A 20,386-nucleotide genomic window follows, 5' to 3' on the forward strand; every position below is an offset into this window, starting at 1 on the left:
GAAAATCTGACCGTTTGGTCAAGAGGGCGGAGTGCTGCGTTCCGGCTGCACGGGCCATGCGTCGTCATGCGTGGCCCAGGGCGTGCCGGTGCCGGGATCGGGAAGATCGGATTTGGGGATGGTGCGGAAGAGGTGGGTCTTGGCGAGGAACAGGGCCGAGACGGGCGCGGTGAGCAAAAGGAACAGGGTGATCAGAAGTTCGTGCCAGCTGATGCCCTGACCTTGCAGGACAAGGTGGAAGGCGGAAGCGACGAGGGCGGTGCCGACGCCGATGGTGGTGGCTTTGGTCGGCGCATGCAGGCGCTGCATCGGGTCGCGCAATTTCAGCAGGCCGTAGCTGCCGATCAGGCCGAAGATGCCCCCGGCGACGAGGAAGGCGGCGATGATGATTTCGAGTGCGAGGGTCATTCAATGATGCTCCCCCGCAGGAGGTATTTGCAGTAGGCGACGGTGCTGATGAAGCCGGTCAGGGCGAGGAGGAGGGCGGCTTCGAAGAGGAGGTTCGAGCCGCTGCGGACGGTGGTGAGGACCACAAGAGCGATGGCGTTCACTGTCATGGTGTCGACGGCGAGGATGCGGTCGGTAAGCGTGGGGGCGGTGAAGAGGCGGATCAGGTTGAGGACGAGGCAAAGGCCAAAGGCACCGAGCGCGAAGTCGAGGGCGTAGGGCAGGATCATTCGAATATCCTTTTCAGGCGGGCCTCGTAGCGGGATTTGATGTCATCGCGCACGGCGTCGGGGTCGGGCGCATGGAGCGCGTGGATCAGGAGCGCGCGGCCGCAGGTGCTCATGTCGGCGGTGAGGGTGCCGGGGGTCATGGTGATGGTGCCGGCAAGAAGCGTGATCGCCTCGGGTGTTTTCAGATCGAGGGGCACGGTGATCCAGGCGGAGCGGATCTTGGCGTTCGGCATGAAGAGGACGATGCGCGCGACCTGAAAGTTGGCGACGATGACATCCCACAAGACGAGGAGCGCGTAGGCAAAGAGGCTGAGTGGGCGGCGCACCTTCGGGCGGTCGGGCCACCATGCGGCGGTGAGGTGCGGGATGACGAGGGCAAGGATGGCGGCCATCACGAGGCTGCCGATCTTGAACTGGTTGACCAGAAGCATCCAGACGACGACCAGCGTCAGCGACAGGTAGGGGTGCGGCAGGAGCTTACTGAGCATCGGCGCGATCCTGATAAAGCTGGGTGGCGGCGATATAGGGTGCGGGGTCGTAGAGGCTGGCCGCCGTGGCATCGAGCCAGCGCGTGACGGGGCCGGCGAGGATGGTCAGGGCGGCGAGGGCGGCGAGGAGGGCGAACACGGCGGCGAAGGCGAGGGTTTCGGGTTTTGCTTCGGGCGGGTTGCCTGCTGTGGCGTGGGATTTCCAGAAGAGGGTGGAGCCCGCGCGCGAGAGGCCGAGGATCGTCAGGAAGCTGGAGACGAGGATCGCGGTCCAGACCGTTGCGGCGTGGTCGCGCCAGGCGTCGAGGATCAGCAGTTTGCCGATGAAGCCGGAGAGCGGCGGCATCCCGGCGATGGCGATGGCGGCGACCATGAAAATCGCGCCGATCAGGCCGGATTGGGCGATGGGGGATTGGGCGGTGAGGCTGCCATCGGCGCGGCGGCGGGTGACGAGGTCGGCCACGAGAAAGAGGGCGGCGGTGGCGAGGGTGGAATGGAGGATGTAGTAAAGCGCGGCCGAGGTGGTGGCGGGGGTGAAGGCGGCGATGGCGATGAAGGCGGTGCCCATCGAGGCGATGGCGGCCATGGCCACGAGGCGCGGCAGGGTGGTGGCGCCAAGGATGCCGATGGCGCCGATGGCGAGGGTAAGGAGGGCTGCGGGCAGCAGCATCTCGGCAATCAGGGGGCCGGTGGCGGGCAGGGTGGTCGGGAAGATCAGCGTGCCGAAGCGGATCGTGGCATAGGCGCCGACCTTGGTCATCACGGCGAACATGGCCGCGACCACGCCGGGGGCGTTGGCGTAGGTGCCGGGCAGCCAGAACTGCAAGGGCACCAGCGCGCCCTTGATGGCGAAGACCATGATCAGCATGACGGCGGCGACGCGGATCAGGGCGGCGTCGCCATCGGGCAGGGTGGGGAGTTTCTCGGCAAGGTCGGCCATGTTGAGCGTGCCGGTGACGGCGTAGACCGTGGCGAGCGCGATCAGGAAGAGCGAGGAGCCGACGAGGTTGAAGGCGATGTACTGGATGCCGGCGCGGGTACGGTCACGGGTGCCGCCGTGGATCATCAGGCCGTAGGAGGCGATCAGCAGCACCTCGAAGAACACGAACAGGTTGAAGGCGTCGCCGGTCAGGAAGGCACCGGAAATGCCCATCAGGAGGAAGTGGAGGAGCGGGTGGAAATGCGCGCCCTTCGTATCCCAGCCCGAACCTATGGCGTAGAGCACGACTGGCAGCGCAAGACCGCTGAGAAGGAGGACCATCATCGCCGAGAGCCGATCCAGCACCAGCACGATGCCGAAGGGGGCGGGCCAGTTGCCGAGGAAGTAACCTTCGGGGCCGTTCTGGGTAGCGGCGAGGCAAAGTGCGATGGCGATGGCGTTGAGCGCGGCGATGCCGGCGACCGAAATGATCCTCTGGAACCGCAGGTCGCGGCGAAAGCCGATGACCATGAGCGCCGCAAGGAGGGCGGGCAGGACGACAGGGGCGATGATCCAGTGGGTCATGGCTCACCGTCCATGTCGACCTTGTCGTGCCCGGATTCGAGGTAGCCGCCAAGCGACATGATGACGATCACGGCGGTCATGCCAAAGGAGATCACGATGGCGGTCAGCACCAGCGCCTGCGGCAGGGGGTCGGCGTAGGTGGCGCCCTTGGCGATGATCGGGGGCTGGTTCACGGCAAGGCGGCCGGCGGCGAAGATGAAGATGTTGACCGCGTAGCTGAGAAAGGTGAGGCCGAGGATCACCGGGAAGGTGCGCAGGCGCAGCATGAGGTAAATGCCGACCGAGGTCAGCAGGCCGATGGTGGAGGCGACGAGAAGTTCCATCAGCGGGCCTCCCGGCTGGGGTCGATATCGAAGGCGTCGGGGTTGACCTTTTCGCCGGCGCGCAGGGCCATGCGGGAAAGCGAGGCCAAGGACAGCATCACCGCGCCGAGGACGCAGAGGAACACGCCAAGGTCGAAGATCGCGGCGGTTGCAAGTTCGAACGTCTCGAGCGGCCAGACGGTGATGTAGTCGTAGCCGGAGGTCAGGAACGGCAGGCCCATGACCCAAGCGCCGACGCCGGCGAGCGAGGCTACAAGGACGCCGGCGCCGATCAGGATGTGGTGGTCATAGCGCTGGCGGCGGTGGCTCCAGACATATCCCGAGGCGAGGTATTGCAGCAGGTAGGCGATGGCGAAAACGAGGCCCGCGACGAAGCCGCCGCCGGGCAGGTTGTGACCGCGGAGGTAGATGTAGACGCCGACCATCATCGCCATCGGCAAAAGGACACGGGCGGCAATGGCCAGCATCATCGGGTGGCGGTCGCCCGAATCGTTGGTGCCGGGGCCGATGGCGCGGAGGCGGGCCGAGACGGTTGGGCTGCGCAGGAGCGCTTCGGACAGGGCGAAGATCACGAGGGCGGCGATGCCGAGGACGATGATCTCGCCGTAGGTGTCATAGCCGCGGAAGTCGACGATGATGGTGTTGACGGCGTTGGTGCCGCCCGCGCCGGGTTTCGATTGCGCAAGGTGGAAGTGCGAGATCGGGTCGAACGCGGGGGCGCGGGTCATAAGGGCGTAGACGAGGCTGCCGATGCCCGCGCCCGCGACGGCCGCGATGGCGGCATCACGCAGGCGGCGGGGGGTGGTGCTTTCGACAGGCGTGGTTTTCGGCAGGAAGTTGAGGGCGAGGAGCATCAGGAGGATCGTCACCACCTCGACGCTGATCTGGGTGAGGGCGAGGTCGGGGGCGGAGAACCACGCAAAGCCGATGGAGATGATGAGGCCGACGATGCCGGTGAGGAGAAGGGCTATCACCCGGTCGCGGTGCATGGCCACGGTGGCGAGGGCGGCGATCATCAGGATGGCCCAGGCGATGACGGGGACGGGTTGCATGGGCAAGGGCACGCGGGTGCCGGGCAAGTGCGTGCCGGTGGCGAAGGCGTAGGCACTGGCGGCGGCGATGGCGAGGGTGGCGATGGCGATGGCGCGGGTAAGCGAGCCGTTGTGGAGCGCGGCGGTCATGTCGCGCGACGCGGCGGCGAGGGGTTCGATGATGCCGTCGAAGATACGCTTGGCGTCGGGGCGCGGGGTGGCTTTCCACAGCGCCATCAGGCGGGGGTGAAGGCCGAGAAGTGCGAGGCCACCGCCGAAAGCGGCCACCGACATCCAGAGGGCTGCTGCTTCCAACCCGTGCCAGAGCGTGATCTTGACGGCGACCGGCTCTCCGGTGACGGCGCCGGCGGCTGCGTTGACGAGCCAGCTTGCGGTCAGCATCGGCAACAGGCCGATCACGACGACGAGGGCTGCGAGGAACGCCGGGGCGGCCCAGAGGCCGACGCCGGGGTCATGCGGCTTGTGCGGGTAATCGTCGCGCACCGGGCCCAGGAAGCCGTGGGCAAGGAAGCGGAACGAGTAGGCGACCGAGAAGAGCGCGCCGATGGTGGCGAGGAGGCCCATCGCCCAAGGGGTGAGCCAGACGGTGTCGGCGGCCTCTTGCAGCATCATTTCCTTCGACAGGAAGCCGTTGAGGGGCGCCATGCCGGCCATCGACAGTGAGGCGAGAAGGGCGATGGTGAAGGTGATCGGCATCAGGGTGCGCAGGCCGCCGAGACGCTTCATGTCGCGGGTATGCGCCTCGTGGTCGACGATGCCGGCGGTCATGAAGAGGGCGGCCTTGAAGGTGGCGTGGTTGATGATGTGGAAGACGGCGACGGTGGCGGCGGTCTTGGTGCCGAAGCCCAGAAGCATGGTGATGAGGCCAAGGTGGCTGACGGTGGAGAAGGCCAGCAGCGCCTTCAGGTCATCCTTGAAGAGCGCGATCTTGGCGGCCATCACCATCGTAACAAGGCCGGTGGTGGCGACGATCCAGAACCATTCCGGGGTGCCGGCCAGCACGGGCCACATCCGCGCCATCAGAAAGAGGCCCGCCTTCACCATCGTGGCGGAGTGGAGGTAGGCCGAGACTGGCGTTGGGGCGGCCATCGCGTGCGGCAGCCAGAAGTGGAACGGGAACTGCGCGGATTTGGTGAAGGCGCCGAGGAGGATCAGGATCAGGGCTGGGAGGTAGAGCGGGGAGGCCTGAATCAGCGCCTTGTTTTGCAAGATCACGGTCAGATCGTAGCTGCCGACGATATTGCCGAGGATCAGCATGCCCGCGATCATCGCGAGGCCACCTGCGCCCGTGACGGCCAAAGCCATGCGTGCGCCCTGACGACCTTCGGGCAGGTGTTTCCAGTAGCCGATCAGGAGGAACGACGACAGCGAGGTCAGTTCCCAGAAGATCAGGAGGAGCAGGATGTTGTCGGAGAGGACGATGCCCACCATCGCGCCCTGGAAGAGGAGGAGGTAGGTGTAGAACTGCCCCATCGGATCGCGCGCAGAAAGGTAGAAGCGGGCGTAGAGGATGATGAGAAGGCCGATGCCGAGGATCAGCCCGGCAAAGAGAAGGCCAAGCCCGTCGAGGAAGAAGTTGGCGTTGAGGCCGAGGCCGGGAAGCCAGTCGATGCGGGTCTGCACCACCTCGCCGCGCAGGACGGCGGGGGCGTGGAGGGCTAGGAGCAGAAGGGCGAGTGCGGTGACGAGGCCGGTCGCAAGCGCGCAGGCGTTGCGACCGAAGCGGATCATCAGGCCGGGGAGGAGTGCGCCGAAGAAGGGAAGTGCCGCGATCAGCGCGAGTGACATATGGGCGGCTTCCTCGTCGTGGCCTGGCGGATTGGCGCGCAGAATGCATCGCGGCGGGTTTGGCGTAACGTACCCACTCTTGCGCCGGGTTCAAGGCCGGAGGAAGCGAACCGCACGGGTCGGGTGCGGTTCGCGAGGCGATTACACCGGTTCGGTGACGCCTTCGGGCAGTTTTGCCCCGGTCATGAAGGCCACGGCGTCGGACATGGAGTAGTCCGACGGCTTGATGACGCAAAGCCTGCGGCCAAGCCGGTGGATGTGGATGCGGTCAGCCACTTCGAACACATGGGGCATGTTGTGGCTGATCAGGATGATCGGGATGCCACGCGCGCGAACGTCGCGGATCAGTTCCAGCACCCGGCGGCTTTCCTTGACGCCGAGGGCGGCGGTGGGTTCGTCGAGGATCACGACCTTCGATCCGAAGGCGGCGGCACGGGCCACGGCGACGCCCTGACGCTGGCCGCCCGACAGGGTTTCGACCGGCTGGGTGATGTCCTGGATGGTCATCAGGCCCAGTTCGCTGAGCTTGTCGCGGGCGAATTTCTCCATCCGCGCGCGGTCCATCTTGCGGAATACCGTGCCCATGATGCCGGGTTCGCGCCATTCGCGGCCAAGGAACATGTTGTCGGCGATGGATAGGGCCGGCGACATGGCGAGGTTTTGGTAGACCGTTTCGATGCCAAGGGCGCGGGCGTCCTCGGGGCTGCGGAAATGGACCGGCTTGCCGTCCAGAAGGATCTCGCCGTGGTCGGGGACGACCGCGCCGGATAGGGCCTTGATCAGGGTGGATTTGCCGGCGCCGTTGTCGCCGATGACGGCGATGATTTCGCCCGGCATCAGTTCGAAGTCGGCGCCGCTCATCGCGACCACGGTGCCGTAGCGCTTCATCAGGCCTTTTGCCTGAAGGATCGGTGTCACGCTCATTGCGAAGCCCTCCGCAGCCATTGGTCAAGCGATACGGCGATGATGACAAGGCAGCCCGCCGCGAATTTCTGCCAGTAGTCGTCGACCCCCGCGAGCGAGAGGCCGGTGATGAACACGCCCACGATCATGGCGCCAAGGACCGAGCCGATGATCGAGCCGCGCCCGCCGAATAGCGAGGTGCCGCCGATCACCACGGCGGTGATGGACGCAAGGTTCACGTCGGAAAACGCGATGGGCGAAACCGAGCCGACGCGACCGACCGCAACCCAGGCGGCAAAGCCGCAGATCAGGCCGGCGACGGTGTAGACCGAGACCAGCGTTCGGTCGACCTTGATGCCTGACAGCATGGCCGCGTCAGGATCATCGCCGATGGCGTGGACATGGCGGCCCCAGGCGGTGTGGTTGAGGACATACCAAAGGAGGGCGGCCAGCAGCAGGAGTGTGATCCCGCCATAGCTGATGCTGGCGCCGCCGAAGTTGAAGCCCTTGCCGAAGATCAGAAGGAACGGCGCGTTCGCTTCGATGTCGACGTTGCGGATGGATTCGGACTGGGAATACCACAGCTTGATCGATTCAAAGATCGACAGCGTGCCGAGGGTCACGATGAAGGGCGGCAGGCGCATCTTGGTGACGAGAAGGCCGTTCACGAGGCCCATGACGCCACCGACAACCACGCCGATCAGGATGGCAAGGCCGACAGGTACCCCCGCGAACACCGCGAGGTTGCCCATCACGAGCGAACTGAGCACAAGGATGGCACCAACCGACAGGTCGATGCCTGCGGTCAGGATGATGAGGGTTTGGGCAAGCGCGACAAAGCCGGTGACGGTGACCTGTTTCAGGATCGTCGAGAGTGCGCCGACGCCAAGAAAGCGCGGAGCGACGATGCTGAAGGCCGCGATCGACAACAGCAGCACCAGCGCCGGGATCATGGTCGGGTTGCGGCGCAGGAAGTTGCGCAGTTTGTGGATGAAGGTCTTGTCATCCCGCTCGAAGCTGGCCACCGCCGTATCGGCCTTGGTCAGGGTCGCTTCGTAATCGGAGATGGTCTTGGTCGGTGCGTCGCTACTCATCTGCAGTCTTCCCCCCGGCTGACGCTGATGCCTTTGCGGCATCGTCTAAGCAGAAGGGCGACTGTAAAGCCGCCCTTCCGTTAATCAACTCAAACCTGATGGAGGCTTAGCCCCAGCAAAGCTCGGTGCCCTTGGTGGTGTCGATCGACGGGACGCCGTCAACCGGCTTGTCGGTGACGAGGTTCACACCGGTGTTGAAGAACGACAGGCCTTCGGTGACGGTCGGCTTGGTGCCGTCCTTGGCGTAGGCGACGATCGCTTCGATGCCTTTGGAAGCCATCAGCAGCGGGTACTGCTGCGAGGTGGCGCCGATCACGCCCGATTTGACCGAAGCCACGCCGGGGCAGCCGCCGTCAACCGAAACGATGATCGCTTGGCCTTCCTTGCCGGCGTTCTTGAGCGCCTGGTAGGCACCTTCAGCGGCCGGTTCGTTGATCGTGTAGACCACGTTGATGTCCGGGTCCTTGGCGAGCAGGGTTTCCATCGCGCGCAGACCGCCTTCGGGGTTTGCGTCCGAGGTTTCGTGGCCGATTACGCGCGGGTCGGTTTCCGAAGCGAGCACGGTCAGATCCGGCACTTCGATGCCGAAGCCGGTCAGGAAGCCGGTGTTGCGCTGAACGTCAACCGAGATGTTGTCCTTGTTGATGTCGAGCATCGCGATCTTGGCGGTGGCGGCGCCTTCGCCCATCGTCGCGGCGGCCCATTTGCCGATCAGGACGCCGGCTTCGAAGTTGTCGGTCGCAAAGGTGATGTCCTGAGCTTCGGTGTCAGCCAAGGGCGTGTCGAGGGCGATCACGAGGATGCCGGCAGCGCGGGCGTCCTTGAGGGCCGGGCCGACAGAGTCGTTCGACGGGGTGATCAGGATACCCTTGGCACCAGCGGCGACGCAGTTTTCGATGGCGGTGATCTGCGGGGCGGCGTCGCCGTCCTTTTCACCGGCGTAAGCCTGGAAATCGAGGCCGGCTGCGGTGGCGGCAGCCTCGGCGCCTTCCTTCATTTTCACGAAGAAGGGGTTGGTGTTGTTCTTGGTGATGAGGCAGGCGAGGTCGGCGGCCGAAGCGGTGCCAGCCAGCAAGGCCAGCGCACCGGCGCCGAGCAGAAGCTTGGTCAGTTTCATTGGTAGTCCTCCCAAAAGTGACGGGCTTGCTGCCCGGCTGTGATTCCGTCGCAGGTGCTTTGGCACTGCGGCGAGTGGGACCATGACCCGAATCCCAAGGGTGCGTCAAGATAATTAAATCACTCTGATTTATTATTGACAGGCTGCCGTTTTCTTACGCACTCTGCCTTCTGGAACGCGGGGGGAATCGTGAAGCATCTGGTGGACAGCGCGGCGGACGCACGGCCATTGGCCGAGGCATCATCGCTGCGCGGGTCGAACCAGTCGGGGATGCGGGCGCATAACGAGCGGCTGGTCCTGAGCCTTGTGCGGCAGCAGGGGTCGTTGGCGAAATCCGACATTGCACGGATTTCCGGCCTCTCGGCACAGACGGTTTCGGTGATCATGCGCAGTCTGGAGCAGGACGGGCTGCTGCTGCGGGGCGAGCCGGTGCGGGGCCGGATCGGCCAGCCGTCGGTGCCGATGTCGCTGGCGCCGGACGGGGCGTATTTCCTGGGGCTGAAGATCGGGCGGCGGTCGGCGGATCTGGCGCTGGTGGATTTTCTGGGCCGGGTGCGGGGGGCGCGGCGCAAGGTCTACCGCTATCCGACGCCGGGTGCGGTGGTGGCATTTGTGGCCGAGGCGCTGCCCGCGCTGATCGCCAGCCTGCCGGAAGGCCAGCGCGACCGTGTCGGGGGCCTTGGTGTGGCGATGCCGTTCCAGTTGTGGAACTGGGTGGATTACATCGGCGCGCCGCAAGCCGAGATGGATGCCTGGCGCGACCGGGACGTGCAGGCGGAACTGGCGGCGCTGGCGGGGATGCCGGTCTATCTGCAGAACGATGCGACGGCGGCCTGCGGGGCGGAGCTGGTGTTTGGCACCGGCGAGCGGCCCAAGGATTTTCTGTATTTCTACTTTGGCTACTTCATCGGTGGCGGGCTGGTGCTGAACGGGCAGCTTTATACCGGGCGGCACGGCAACGCGGCAGGTGTCGGTCCGATGCCGGTGCCGGGGCCGGACGGACGGATGCGGCGGCTGTTGACCGTGGCCTCGATGTCGGTGTTGGCCGAGGCGATGGATCGGGCGGGCGAGCCGTCGGACCAGTTGTGGGAACGCCCCGACCGCTGGGAGATCAGCGACGAGATCCTGGACACCTGGATCGACGGCGCGGCCGAAGGGCTGGCCAGCGCCACGATGAGTGCGGCGGCGCTTTTGGAGATGGAGGCGGTGCTTATCGACGGCTGGATGCCATTGGACATCAGGGCCGAGGTGGTGCAGCGGACGGAAGCCGCGCTGTACCGGCTGGACCTGTCGGGGATCGAGCCGCCGGTGATCCGGGAAGGCACCGTCGGGGCGGAAGCTCGGGCGCTGGGGGCGGCGGCGATACCGCTGTCGCAGCGCTATCTGATCGACCAGAACGCGGCGGCGCGCGAAAGCTGACCTTGCCCTTGGGGCCGACCCTGGAGAGTTTCACACCCTCCTGACCGCCCGTTGGATATTTTCACAGAGAGGAAGATGGGTCAGGGGGTCATTGCCTTGCGCTGTTTTGCCCGTTCGAGGCCAAGCTGGCGTTCGCGCCAGATAATCAGGACGCCTGCGGTGACGATGAGCGCGGCACCGCCGAGCATCGTCCAACTGGGGATTTCGGCGAAGGCGAAGTAGCCGATCAATAGCGCGAAGATCATCGAGGCGTAGTCGAAGGGTGCGACCAGCGAAGCGTCGGCCTCGCGGTAGCTGGAGGTGAGGAGAATTTGGCCAAGGCCGCCGAGGAGGCCGGCGGTGACGAGGAGGCCGGATTCCGTGGGCGTGGGCCAGACCCAGCCGAAGGGCAGGGTGATGAGCGACAGGGCCGTGGCGGTGAGCGAGAAGTAGAAGACGATGGCGGCGGTCTTTTCGGTGTAGACGAGCTTGCGGACGAACACCTGAGCGAGGGCTGCGAACACCGCGCCGCCGAGGACCAGCATCGCGCCGAAGGCCTCGGTGGTGCCTGCCTTGTCGGGGCTGATCGAAAGGCGCGGGGCGAGGACGATAAGGACGCCGGTCATGCCGAGGGCAACGGCCGAGATGCGGAAGGCGCGCACGTCCTCGCCCAGAAACATCGCGGCGAAGACGACGGTCAGAAGCGGGGCCGCGTAGCCGATGGCGGTGACCTCGGGCAGGGGCAGGTAGGCAAGCCCGGCGAAGCCGAGGCCCATCGCCAGCGTGCCGACGACGCCGCGCCATAGGTGGCCCATTGGCGCGTTTGCCCTGAGGCCGGTGGCAAGTTCACCCCGCCAGACGAGCCAGGCGACGATCACCGGGATGGCGAAGGCAGAGCGGAAGAAGACCGCCTGCCCTGCGGGGACGTGCTGCGCCGTCGCCTTGATCAGCGAGGCCATCACGATGAAGACAAGGACGGAGGCGAGTTTCAGGGCGATGCCGCGCAGGGGACGCATGGGGGGCTTTCGGAGTGGTTTCAGGCTGGACGGGCGGTCACGCTTAAGCTTCCCTACCTGAAAGGAGAATGCCATGCCCCATCGCACCCTAGCCGACAGAATTGATCAAGGACGGGGGCTGGTGCCCGCCGATCTGGTGCTGAAAGGGGGGCGGGTGTTCGACCTGATCACCGGTGATCTGGTGGAAACCGACGTGGCGATCTGCGGCGACACCATCGTGGGAGTGTTCGGCGAGTATTCGGGCGCGCGGGTGCTGGATGTGTCTGGCAAGGTGCTGGTGCCGGGGTTCATCGACACGCATCTGCATATCGAATCGTCGCTGGTCACGCCGCATGAGTTTGACCGTTGCGTGACGCCGCGCGGGGTGACGACGGCGATCTGCGACCCGCATGAGATTGCGAATGTATGCGGGGTGCCGGGCATCCGGTATTTTCTGGAAAGCGCCGTGCAGACCTTGATGGACATTCGGGTGAACCTGTCGTCCTGCGTGCCCTCGACCCATATGGAGACGACGGGCGCGCGGCTGGAGGTGGGCGATCTGGTGCCGCTGATGGATCATCCGGGCGTGATCGGGCTGGCGGAATTCATGAACTATCCCGGCGTTCTGATGAAGGACGCGGGATGTCTTGCGAAGCTGGAAGCGTTCCGGGGCCGGCATATCGACGGCCATGCCCCCTTGCTGCGCGGCAATGACCTGAACGGCTATATCAGCGCTGGTATCCGGACCGAGCATGAGGCGACGACGTACGACGAAGGGCTGGAGAAGCTGTGCAAGGGGATGCGGGTGTTGATCCGCGAGGGCTCGGTGTCGAAGGACCTGCACGCGCTGGCCGGGCTGATCACCGAGCGGTTCTCGCCCTACATCTGTCTTTGCACGGATGACCGGAACCCGTTGGACATTGGCGAGCATGGGCATCTGGACCACATGATCCGCACGGCGATTGCCTTGGGGGCGCCGGCGTTGGCAGTGTATCGGGCGGCGAGCCTGTCGGCGGCGGAGGCGTTCGGGTTGAAGGATCGCGGGCTGATTGCGCCGGGAAAGCGGGCGGATATCGCGGTGATAGACAGCCTTGCGGGGTGTCATGCGTCGCTGGTGCTGGCGCGGGGGGTGGTGGCGGATGCGGCCGCCTTTGCGGCGCGGGAGTGGACAGAGCCGGTGGCGCGGCGGTCGGTCAAGGCGCCGGTGGTGACGGCGGGCAGTTTCCGGACCGGGGGCAACCGGGTGGAAACGCCGGTGATCGAGATCCTTCCGGGCAAGATCATCACCGAGCATCTTACCTTTGATATCGCGCCGGTGGATGGCGACAAGCGGCCGGATGTGGCGCGAGATCTGGTGAAGATCGCGGTGGTGGAGCGGCACGGGGTGAACGGCAACATCGCGACGGGGTTCGTGAAGGGGTTCGGGTTGGAGCGGGGGGCGATCGCGTCGACCGTTTGCCATGACCACCACAACATCGCGGTGGTGGGGGTTGGGCATGACGACATGGCGCTGGCGGTGAGCCGTCTGGGCGAGATCGAGGGCGGGTTCGTGGTGGTCGAGGGGGGGCGGGTGCTGGCGGAACTGGCGCTGCCGGTGGCGGGGCTGATGAGTTTGCTGAGCTTTGAGGAGGTGCGGGAGAAGCTGGTGGCGCTCCGGGCGGCGGCGAAGGGGCTGGGGGTCGTGCTGGAGGAGCCGTTCCTGCAGCTGGCGTTTTTGTGCCTGCCGGTCATTCCGCATCTGAAAATCACGGATATGGGGATGGTGGATGTGGACCGGTTCGAGGTGATGCCGTGAGGGCGTGTCCCACGGTGGGACGGTTTGGGGGAGTGAGGGAAATCAAGGGGTTGGGTAGGGGCGTTAACCGGGCGTTAGGTTTCTGGGAGGCCCCCCCCAGTCCTTCCCCACAAGGGGGGAGGGAGGCGCTTTGAGTTTGGCGGTGGGCTTGGGGCTGGCCGCCGGAGGGTTTCACACCCTCCGGACCTCCCGTGGGATATTTGGGAAAGGGGAAGAGTTGAATGGAATTTTACTATGCCGAACCGCAAACCGATTTAGAGCGCCTCATCGGAGGCCACTTTCACATCAATGCAGTTGGCAAGATCCAGCCCGAAGACGACAAGAAACTAAGTATCCTTCTCGATAAGCTTTCACCTCCGCCGCGAACCACGGTCTACATTAATTCATCAGGTGGTGATGTGGATGCCGCGATGGGGATCGGTCGGATTTTTCGTTCAAGCTGGTTCTCTACCTCAGTCGGAACTATGACCTTTGATTATGAGAGGGATGGTTGCTGGGTTACCAATCGGGTGCATAACAGCGGGATCTGCTACAGCGCTGCAGCTCTTGCTTATTTAGGTGGAAGACTGAGGTTTTTGCCTGAGCAGTTTGAATTCGGGGTCCATCAGTTCTCATTCAAGGATCCTGATTTGGAGAAAATCGGAGCCGCGCAAATAATTTCTGCGCGAATATCAACGTATCTTGACGAAATGGGCATCAGGCCTGAATTCGCTGAAACCGCGGCAGCCATCCCAGGCTCCGAAATTCTGCTTCTGGATCGTCCACAACTGACCAAGCTTGGCTTGATAACAGGAGGGCAAACGGGAGTAAGTTGGAGTGTTGAGGCAAGAAACAAACTTCTCTATGTAAAGGGAGAGCGCGACTCGCTTCACGGCCATCAGAAGGTAATGCTCTGCTACGCAAAGGGCGCTGGATTTCAGTTTTGGTCTGTAATTGAATCTCAAGGGCGCGAAGCCGAACTTACGGCTTTCGGACTGGTTGAGATCGTCTTGAACGGAGAAAGCGAACGAATTGATATTTCGGGCAGGTGCAATCGTGGTGTTTTTGGGAACTATGTAAATGTGTTCTCGGATTTGACGGAACCAGAAGCTCGTAAGCTGGCTTACTCAGAGAGCTTTGGAGTCCAAATACGCTTTTCGCGTGAGGCTCCGCTTTTCCTTGGTGTTTCGGCCATGGACACCAGCGATGGGAATGACAAGCTAGTTAGCTTCGTTGAGAACCTTTCGAGCTGAGACCTAAATAGTTTAACCTTTAGCCAAATCCTCCAGCAGCCGCGCCACCCCTTCTGCCCCCGGATCGTTATGCCCCTTGAGTTTGTCGGCGGCGAGGTAGCTGGCGCGGCCGGCTTTGGCGCGGGTCATCTGGGCGGTGGCGTTGGCGCCTTCGCGGGCGGCTTTGGCGGCGGCGGCCACTCCCTGTGGGAGGGCGGCTAGGGCGGGGGCGAGGGCGTCGATCATGGTGCGGTGGCCGGGGGCGGCACCTCCCACCTGCATGACGCGGTCTAGGCCAGCGGTGAGGGCGCCGATCCAGGATTTGCCGGAGGCTGACGCATCGCCGGCGGCGGCGAAAAAGATGGCGAGGAGGACGCCGGAGGAGCCGCCCATCGTCTGGCTAAGCTCGACGCCGATGGCGCGGTAAAGCTGGGTCGGGTCGGCCAAGGGCAGGCGGTCGAGGGCGGCGTGGAGGGCGCGGGCGGCCCCGGCGAGGGTGGAGCCGGTGTCGCCGTCGCCGGACTTGGCGTCGAGGAGGTTCAGGTCCGCCTCGATCGCGATCAGCGCCTTGCAGCAGCGGTCGATTAGCGCGCGGCGGGCGGGGTGGGCGGAAGGGACGGGTTGCAGGGGGGCGAGGCCGTCGGGCAGGGGTTTCACAGTGACATCGCCCAAGGGGGCGAGGCCGGGCCAGGCGTGCGGGGCGGCGGGGGCTTTGAGCGCTGTCAGGCGGGCGTCGTCGACCGGCAGGAGCGAGACGGAAAAGCCGTGCATGTCGAGCGATGTCATCATCGACGCGGGGCCGATGATCCATCTGGTGCGGGCGCCGAGGGGGGAGCGGGCAAGCTCCTCGGTCAGGATGCTCATTTCGAGGGGCGTGGTGCCGCCGAGGTTGTTGAGGAGGGCTGCGTGGTCGCCTGCGCCCATGTGGGGGAGAAGTTTTTCGGCGACCATCTGCATGGCGGAGCGGGCACCGGTGAAATCAACCTGTTCGATGCCAGCCTCGCCGTGGATGCCGAGGCCGAGTTCGGCCTTGCCGGTGGCGATGCGGTCTTCCTTGGGCGAGCCGGGGACGGTGCAGGTGTCGAGCGACATGCCGATGGAGACCGCGCCCTTGATGGTGGCGGTGGCGGCGGTGGTGATGGTGTCGAGGTCGGCGCCCGCGTCGGCCATTGCGCCGGCGATCTTGTGGACGAAGAGGGTGCCGGCTACGCCGCGGGCCTGCGGCAGGTCGGGCAGGGCGATGTCGTCGTCGACGATTACCATCGAGACCTTGAGGCCGAAAGCGCGGGCGCGTTCTGCGGCGAGGCCGAAGTTCAGGCGGTCGCCGGTGTAGTTCTTCACGATCAGAAGGCAGCCGGGTTTGCCGGTGACGGCGAGGATGCCGGCGAGGACGGCGTCGACGGATGGCGAGGCGAAGACGTCGCCGCAGACGGCGGCGGTGAGCATCCCTTGGCCTACGAAACCGGCGTGCGAGGGTTCGTGCCCAGAGCCGCCGCCGGAGACGAGGGCGACCTTCGAGCGATCCCAATCGGTGCGGGTGACGACCTTGATGTGGGGGTAGCCGTCGAGGCGCGCGAGTTTTCCGCCCGAGGTGCGCAGAAGGCCGTCGATCGCCTCGGTGACCAGAGAGTCCTTGGAATTCATGAACTGTTTCATGGGCATGGTCCTCAGATGCGGTTGCCGCTGGCGTCGAACCAGAGCGGGTTGCGGGGCTGGATGGGCAGCGTGTCGCCGGGGCGAAGCGGGGTGTGGGCGTCGGAGAGGGTGATGAGGTCGTGGGGGCCGAGGGTCAGGTGGAGGCGGGTCTGGTCGCCCAAGTGCTCGACGCGGCGGACGGTGGCGGGCTGGCCTTCGCCTTGGGCGATGTGTTCAGGGCGGAGGCCGATCTGGGTGGCTTTGGCGGGCGCGCCGGGGAAGGTCGTGGCGGGCAAAAGGTTGATGCGGGGCTGGCCAAGGCGCGAGGCGACGTAGGTCGAGACCGGGTTTTCGTAGATCTCGCGCGGGGGGCCGTATTGCACGAGGCGGCCGTGGTCGAGAACGCCGACATGGGTGGCCATCGTCATCGCCTCGATCTGGTCGTGGGTAACGTAGAGGAAGGTGGCGCCCAGTTCGGCGTGGATGCGTTTCAGCTCGATCCGGAGGTCGGCGCGGAGTTTGGCGTCGAGCGAGGAGAGGGGTTCGTCCATCAGGTAGATGCGGGGACGGCGGACGAGGGCGCGGCCGATCGAGACGCGCTGCATCTCGCCGCCCGACAGGTTGGTCGCCTTGTTGTCGAGCTTGTGGGCGATGCGGAGGACCTCGGCCACCTTCTGCACTTCGGTGGCGATCTGGGCTTCGGGCATCGCGATGATCGGCGAGCGGAGCGGGAAGGCGAGGTTGTCGCGCACGGTGAGGTGGGGGTAGAGCGAGTATTGCTGGAACACCATCGCCACGTCGCGCTGGGCCGGGGTGTCTTTCAGGACCGATGCGCCGCCGATCTGGATGTCGCCGGTGTCGGGGCGGTCGAGGCCGGCGATCAGGCGCAGCGTGGTGGTCTTGCCTGCACCAGTCGGGCCGAGGAGGACGACGAAGGCGCCGTCGGGAATGTCCATCGACACGTCACGGAGCGCGTCGGTTGCGCCGAAAGATTTCGACAGGTGCGAGAGGGTGACGTCAGCCATGATGGACCCCGGCGTTGGCGGCGGTGCGTAAGGCGCGGCCGGTGGTGGCATCGAAGAGCGACAGGGTGCGGGGGTTGAGGGTGAGGCCGACGGTGTCGCCAGTGCGGGCGGGATCGCCTGAGGCGGTGCGGGCCTTGATCTGGCCGTGCGGGGTTTCGAGCGTGACGATCTGAGTGGTGCCGAGGTATTCGGTGGCGATCACGCGGCCACGGTACGGGCTGGCGTCGGTCAGCGCGACATGCTCGGGGCGGACGCCGAGGACGAGGCTGCCGGTTGCCTGTTCCTGCAACTCGGGCAGGGTCATCGCGGTGTCGCCAAGGGTCACGCTGGTCGCCCCTGCGGCGGCGTGGCCTTCGAAGGCAAGGAAGTTCATCGACGGGCTGCCGATGAAATCGGCGACGAAGAGGGTGGCGGGGTGGTCGTAGATATCCTGCGGGGTGCCGAACTGTTCGACGACACCGTGGTTCATCACCACGATCTTGTCGCCCATCTGCATCGCCTCCAACTGGTCATGGGTGACGTATACGGTGGTCGCCTTCATCCGGTCATGGAGCGCGCGCAATTCCTCGGACATGTGCTCGCGGAACTCGGCATCCAGCGCGCCCAAGGGCTCGTCCATCATGAAGGCCTTGGGTCGGCGCACGATGGCGCGGCCAAGGGCGACGCGCTGGCGGTCACCGCCCGACAGGCCACCGACGGGCTTGTCGAGGATATCCTCGATGCCGAGGATGCGCGCGACCTCGGCCACCCGTGCCTGCACCTCGGCGCGGCGCATGCCCTGACTGACGAGGGGGTAGGAGATGTTCTTGCGCACGTTCAGATGCGGGTAGAGCGCGAACATCTGGAACACCATCGCGATGTCGCGCTGGCTGGCGGGGCGCTGGCTGACATCCTCGCCGTCGATCAGGATCTGGCCGGAGGTCGGCAGTTCGAGGCCCGCGATCATGCGCAGGGTGGTCGTCTTGCCGCAGCCCGACGGGCCGAGGAGCATGAAAAACTCGCCATCCTTGATTGTAAAACTGGAGCCCTGCACCGCAGTGAAGGCGCCGAATTCCTTGCGCAGGTTTCGAATGACGATCTCGGCCATGACTATTCCGGGAAGTGGCTGGTGACGATGAACATCACGGTGCCGATCAGGGTGACGACGAAGCTCCAGGTGAAGGCCCAAAGCGCGAAGGGTTGCATCAGCATCACGACGCCCAGGCCGATCAGCACGGTGGCGAGGTTTTCCCATGGGCCACGGCGGAGGCGGAGAAGGCCGGTCAGGAATGCGCGCATGGCAAAGCTCCTTCATCTGTCTTCAAATATCCCCGCCGGAGGCTCCTCTGGCCGGCGGCGGGTGCCTCCGGCGGGGATATTTTCCGACAGATGAAATGATGTGTGGTCATTTGCGCACCGCGCCGAAGGTGATGCCCCGCAGCAGGTGCTTGCGCAAAAGGATGGTGAAGATCATCACAGGGAGCAGGAACAGCGTCGCCCCGGCGGCCACGGCGGGCCAGTCCTGGCCGCCGACGCCGATGATCGTGGGGATGAAGGGCGGGGCGGTCTGGGCGTTGCCGCTCGTGAGCAGGACCGCGAAGGCGTATTCGTTCCACGCGAAGATCAGGCAGAAGATCGCGGTCGAGGCGATGCCGGTGGCGGCTTGCGGCAGCACGACTTTGCGGAAGGCCTGAAAGCGGGTGTAGCCGTCGATCAGCGCGGCCTCTTCGTATTCGCGCGGGATCTCGTCGATGAAGCCTTTCAGAAGCCAGACCGCGAGCGAGATGTTCACGCCCGTATAAAGGAGGATCATGCCGAGGTGCGTGTCCGATAGCCCGAGCTGGCGATACATCAGGAAGATCGGGATCGCGACGGCGATGGGCGGCATCATCCGGGTGGAGAGGATGAAGAACAGAAGATCATCCTTCAGCGGCACTTTGAAGCGCGAGAAGGCGTAGGCGGCGAGCGTGCCGAGGAAGATTGAGAGCGCGGTGGAGCCGAAGCCGATGATGATGGAGTTCAGGAAGCGTTCGCCAAAGCGGGAGGGGCCGGTGACGACCTCGCCCCGTCGCTGGACGATTTCGTCCACGAAATTGTCGGGCGGCGGCATCGTGGCCAGTTGTTCCGGCGTGGCGCGGGTGCGGTCGGTGAAGAGGTTCACGTAGCCTTCGATCGAGGGGGAGAAGATCACCTTCGGGGGGTAGCTGATGCTGTCCGGCCCGGTCTTGAAGCCGGTGGAGATGATCCATGCCAGGGGCAGGAGGGTGATCACCATGTAGAGGGTGACGAGCAGGCCCGCGATCCATTTCGAGGCTTTCGAGGGTTCGGTGATGGAATAGGCGCTCATCTTTCTTTGACCTTGTTCAGGGCTTTCACGTAGATCGAGGCGAGGCCGAACACCGTGACGAAGAGGATGATCGCGTAGGCCGAGGAATAGCCGGTGCGCCACTTCTCGAACGCCTCACGCTTCAGTTCGATCGAGGAGAGGAGCGTCGTGTCGCCGGGCCCACCGCCGGTGAGCAGCACCACGAGGTCGAACATCTTGAAGTTCTCGATACCGCGGAAGAGGACGGCCAGCATCAGGAAGGGCAGCACCATCGGGATGGTCATCGTCCAGAACTGGCGCCATTTCGAGGCGCGGTCGACCTCGGCCGCCTCGTAGATGTAATCGGGGATCGAGCGCAGGCCGGCGAGGCATATCAGCATCACGAAGGGGGTCCACATCCAGGTGTCGACGATGACGATGGCCCAGGGCGCGAGGCTCACCGAGCCGAGCATGGTGAACGACGAGGCCGGGATTCCGGTGACAAATTCGACCGCGTAGTTGATGAGGCCGATCTGCGGTTGGTAGAGGAAGGTCCAGAAGTTGCCGACGACGGCGGGGCTTAGCATCATCGGGATCACGATGAGGGTGGTCATCAGGTCGTTGCCGCGGAACTTGCGGTTGATCAGCCAGGCGAGGGTGAAGCCGATCACCACCTGCAGGATCAGGGTCCAGATCAGGAAATGCGCGGTGGCCTGCATCGTCTGCCAGATGTCCGGGTCGGTGAGGATCCGTTGGTAGTTGCGCAGGCCGACCCATTCGACGGGTTCGTTCGGGCGGTTGGCGCGGAAGTTGGTGAAGGAAAGCCGGATCGTCCAGATCAGCGGGAAGATGTTGATGGCCAAGAGCAGGAGGATGGTGGGCGCGACGAAGATCCAGGCGATGGTGCGGTCTGAAAGGCCGCGGACCTTGCGGGCCAGGGTGGGGGGCGTGGCGAGGGCAAGGCGGTCTGCTGGCGTGTCGGGCATTGGAATCGGCCTTCAGGCTTGGGGCATGCGGCAGTCTACGCCAAAACGGGCGGTGTGGGCGGGCAAGGCTGGGGAGGGGCAAACCGCGGGTGGCGGAAAGGAGGGGCGGGG

At 65.0% G+C, this 20,386-nt stretch carries 19 protein-coding genes; 3 read left to right on the forward strand and 16 right to left on the reverse strand.

Going from position 1 to position 20,386, the window contains the following annotated elements; translation table 11 throughout:
• Positions 1-18: 18 nt before the first annotated feature.
• The 9 genes from ACROUL_RS05690 to ACROUL_RS05730 form a co-directional block, all read right to left on the reverse strand.
• Positions 19-408, reverse strand: a complete 390-nt coding sequence (locus ACROUL_RS05690) for a Na+/H+ antiporter subunit G (RefSeq protein WP_431298551.1) — start codon at positions 406-408, stop codon at positions 19-21.
• Positions 405-677, reverse strand: a complete 273-nt coding sequence (locus ACROUL_RS05695) for a K+/H+ antiporter subunit F (protein WP_431298552.1) — start codon at positions 675-677, stop codon at positions 405-407. Before ACROUL_RS05695 ends, ACROUL_RS05690 begins: the two co-directional genes overlap by 4 nt.
• On the reverse strand, positions 674-1,165 hold the full coding sequence (locus ACROUL_RS05700; RefSeq protein ID WP_431298553.1) for a Na+/H+ antiporter subunit E: 492 nt from the start codon (positions 1,163-1,165) through the stop codon (positions 674-676). Before ACROUL_RS05700 ends, ACROUL_RS05695 begins: the two co-directional genes overlap by 4 nt.
• Positions 1,155-2,669, reverse strand: coding sequence for a monovalent cation/H+ antiporter subunit D (locus tag ACROUL_RS05705; RefSeq protein WP_431298554.1), 1,515 nt, complete (start codon positions 2,667-2,669; stop codon positions 1,155-1,157). The genes ACROUL_RS05700 and ACROUL_RS05705 overlap by 11 nt, the downstream gene beginning before the upstream one ends.
• Entirely contained in the window at positions 2,666-2,992 is a 327-nt protein-coding gene (locus ACROUL_RS05710) for a Na+/H+ antiporter subunit C (protein ID WP_431298555.1), read from the reverse strand. The genes ACROUL_RS05705 and ACROUL_RS05710 overlap by 4 nt, the downstream gene beginning before the upstream one ends.
• Complete coding sequence (locus ACROUL_RS05715; protein ID WP_431298556.1) at positions 2,992-5,832, reverse strand: monovalent cation/H+ antiporter subunit A; 2,841 nt, start codon at positions 5,830-5,832, stop codon at positions 2,992-2,994. The genes ACROUL_RS05710 and ACROUL_RS05715 overlap by 1 nt, the downstream gene beginning before the upstream one ends.
• Before the next feature lie 141 nt (positions 5,833-5,973).
• The gene (locus ACROUL_RS05720) at positions 5,974-6,756 is read right to left on the reverse strand and encodes an ATP-binding cassette domain-containing protein (protein ID WP_431298557.1); all 783 of its coding nucleotides are present in this window, start codon (positions 6,754-6,756) and stop codon (positions 5,974-5,976) included.
• Positions 6,753-7,829: an ABC transporter permease gene (locus tag ACROUL_RS05725; RefSeq protein ID WP_431298558.1), complete on the reverse strand. Its 1,077-nt coding sequence runs from the start codon at positions 7,827-7,829 to the stop codon at positions 6,753-6,755. Before ACROUL_RS05725 ends, ACROUL_RS05720 begins: the two co-directional genes overlap by 4 nt.
• 106 nt (positions 7,830-7,935) lie before the next feature.
• Complete coding sequence (locus ACROUL_RS05730; protein WP_431298559.1) at positions 7,936-8,946, reverse strand: substrate-binding domain-containing protein; 1,011 nt, start codon at positions 8,944-8,946, stop codon at positions 7,936-7,938.
• A 270-nt stretch (positions 8,947-9,216) separates the two neighbouring features.
• On the opposite strand from ACROUL_RS05730, the gene ACROUL_RS05735 reads away from it, so the two are divergent.
• Complete coding sequence (locus ACROUL_RS05735) at positions 9,217-10,365, forward strand: ROK family transcriptional regulator (protein ID WP_431301253.1); 1,149 nt, start codon at positions 9,217-9,219, stop codon at positions 10,363-10,365.
• An 80-nt stretch (positions 10,366-10,445) separates the two neighbouring features.
• Here ACROUL_RS05735 and ACROUL_RS05740 read toward each other — a convergent pair whose 3' ends face one another.
• Complete coding sequence (locus tag ACROUL_RS05740; protein WP_431298560.1) at positions 10,446-11,360, reverse strand: DMT family transporter; 915 nt, start codon at positions 11,358-11,360, stop codon at positions 10,446-10,448.
• Between the two features lie 73 nt (positions 11,361-11,433).
• On the opposite strand from ACROUL_RS05740, the gene ade reads away from it, so the two are divergent.
• On the forward strand, positions 11,434-13,134 hold the full coding sequence (ade, locus tag ACROUL_RS05745) for an adenine deaminase (protein ID WP_431298561.1): 1,701 nt from the start codon (positions 11,434-11,436) through the stop codon (positions 13,132-13,134).
• A gap of 221 nt (positions 13,135-13,355) precedes the next feature.
• Positions 13,356-14,366: a hypothetical protein gene (locus ACROUL_RS05750; protein WP_431298562.1), complete on the forward strand. Its 1,011-nt coding sequence runs from the start codon at positions 13,356-13,358 to the stop codon at positions 14,364-14,366.
• Between the two features lie 12 nt (positions 14,367-14,378).
• On the opposite strand, the gene ACROUL_RS05755 is transcribed toward ACROUL_RS05750, so the two are convergent.
• The 6 genes from ACROUL_RS05755 to ACROUL_RS05780 all read right to left on the reverse strand — a co-directional run bounded on the left by ACROUL_RS05755 (position 14,379) and on the right by ACROUL_RS05780 (position 20,275).
• Positions 14,379-16,001, reverse strand: coding sequence for a dihydroxyacetone kinase subunit DhaK (locus tag ACROUL_RS05755; protein WP_431298563.1), 1,623 nt, complete (start codon positions 15,999-16,001; stop codon positions 14,379-14,381).
• An 11-nt stretch (positions 16,002-16,012) separates the two neighbouring features.
• On the reverse strand, positions 16,013-17,005 hold the full coding sequence (locus tag ACROUL_RS05760; protein WP_431298564.1) for an ABC transporter ATP-binding protein: 993 nt from the start codon (positions 17,003-17,005) through the stop codon (positions 16,013-16,015).
• The gene (locus tag ACROUL_RS05765; RefSeq protein WP_431298565.1) at positions 16,998-18,092 is read right to left on the reverse strand and encodes an ABC transporter ATP-binding protein; all 1,095 of its coding nucleotides are present in this window, start codon (positions 18,090-18,092) and stop codon (positions 16,998-17,000) included. Before ACROUL_RS05765 ends, ACROUL_RS05760 begins: the two co-directional genes overlap by 8 nt.
• A 2-nt stretch (positions 18,093-18,094) precedes the next feature.
• Positions 18,095-18,283: a hypothetical protein gene (locus ACROUL_RS05770; protein WP_431298566.1), complete on the reverse strand. Its 189-nt coding sequence runs from the start codon at positions 18,281-18,283 to the stop codon at positions 18,095-18,097.
• Between the two features lie 106 nt (positions 18,284-18,389).
• Positions 18,390-19,331, reverse strand: a complete 942-nt coding sequence (locus ACROUL_RS05775; RefSeq protein WP_431298567.1) for a carbohydrate ABC transporter permease — start codon at positions 19,329-19,331, stop codon at positions 18,390-18,392.
• A complete protein-coding gene (locus tag ACROUL_RS05780) occupies positions 19,328-20,275 on the reverse strand; it encodes a carbohydrate ABC transporter permease (RefSeq protein ID WP_431298568.1) in 948 nt (315 codons plus the stop codon). The genes ACROUL_RS05775 and ACROUL_RS05780 overlap by 4 nt, the downstream gene beginning before the upstream one ends.
• Positions 20,276-20,386: the final 111 nt, after the last annotated feature.

It is taken from the genome of Tabrizicola sp. BL-A-41-H6 (assembly GCF_050632395.1).
Taxonomy (GTDB): domain Bacteria; phylum Pseudomonadota; class Alphaproteobacteria; order Rhodobacterales; family Rhodobacteraceae; genus JAUYQR01.

Bases quoted from the DNA above. Each gene is read 5' to 3' on its own strand.
- ACROUL_RS05690 (WP_431298551.1), bottom strand. From the start codon at position 408: ATGACCCTCGCACTCGAAATCATCATCGCCGCCTTCCTCGTCGCCGGG.
- ACROUL_RS05695 (WP_431298552.1), bottom strand. From the start codon at position 677: ATGATCCTGCCCTACGCCCTCGACTTCGCGCTCGGTGCCTTTGGCCTT.
- ACROUL_RS05700 (WP_431298553.1), bottom strand. From the start codon at position 1,165: ATGCTCAGTAAGCTCCTGCCGCACCCCTACCTGTCGCTGACGCTGGTC.
- ACROUL_RS05705 (WP_431298554.1), bottom strand. From the start codon at position 2,669: ATGACCCACTGGATCATCGCCCCTGTCGTCCTGCCCGCCCTCCTTGCG.
- ACROUL_RS05710 (WP_431298555.1), bottom strand. From the start codon at position 2,992: ATGGAACTTCTCGTCGCCTCCACCATCGGCCTGCTGACCTCGGTCGGC.
- ACROUL_RS05715 (WP_431298556.1), bottom strand. From the start codon at position 5,832: ATGTCACTCGCGCTGATCGCGGCACTTCCCTTCTTCGGCGCACTCCTC.
- ACROUL_RS05720 (WP_431298557.1), bottom strand. From the start codon at position 6,756: ATGAGCGTGACACCGATCCTTCAGGCAAAAGGCCTGATGAAGCGCTAC.
- ACROUL_RS05725 (WP_431298558.1), bottom strand. From the start codon at position 7,829: ATGAGTAGCGACGCACCGACCAAGACCATCTCCGATTACGAAGCGACC.
- ACROUL_RS05730 (WP_431298559.1), bottom strand. From the start codon at position 8,946: ATGAAACTGACCAAGCTTCTGCTCGGCGCCGGTGCGCTGGCCTTGCTG.
- ACROUL_RS05735 (WP_431301253.1), top strand. From the start codon at position 9,217: ATGCGGGCGCATAACGAGCGGCTGGTCCTGAGCCTTGTGCGGCAGCAG.
- ACROUL_RS05740 (WP_431298560.1), bottom strand. From the start codon at position 11,360: ATGCGTCCCCTGCGCGGCATCGCCCTGAAACTCGCCTCCGTCCTTGTC.
- ade (WP_431298561.1), top strand. From the start codon at position 11,434: ATGCCCCATCGCACCCTAGCCGACAGAATTGATCAAGGACGGGGGCTG.
- ACROUL_RS05750 (WP_431298562.1), top strand. From the start codon at position 13,356: ATGGAATTTTACTATGCCGAACCGCAAACCGATTTAGAGCGCCTCATC.
- ACROUL_RS05755 (WP_431298563.1), bottom strand. From the start codon at position 16,001: ATGAAACAGTTCATGAATTCCAAGGACTCTCTGGTCACCGAGGCGATC.
- ACROUL_RS05760 (WP_431298564.1), bottom strand. From the start codon at position 17,005: ATGGCTGACGTCACCCTCTCGCACCTGTCGAAATCTTTCGGCGCAACC.
- ACROUL_RS05765 (WP_431298565.1), bottom strand. From the start codon at position 18,092: ATGGCCGAGATCGTCATTCGAAACCTGCGCAAGGAATTCGGCGCCTTC.
- ACROUL_RS05770 (WP_431298566.1), bottom strand. From the start codon at position 18,283: ATGCGCGCATTCCTGACCGGCCTTCTCCGCCTCCGCCGTGGCCCATGG.
- ACROUL_RS05775 (WP_431298567.1), bottom strand. From the start codon at position 19,331: ATGAGCGCCTATTCCATCACCGAACCCTCGAAAGCCTCGAAATGGATC.
- ACROUL_RS05780 (WP_431298568.1), bottom strand. From the start codon at position 20,275: ATGCCCGACACGCCAGCAGACCGCCTTGCCCTCGCCACGCCCCCCACC.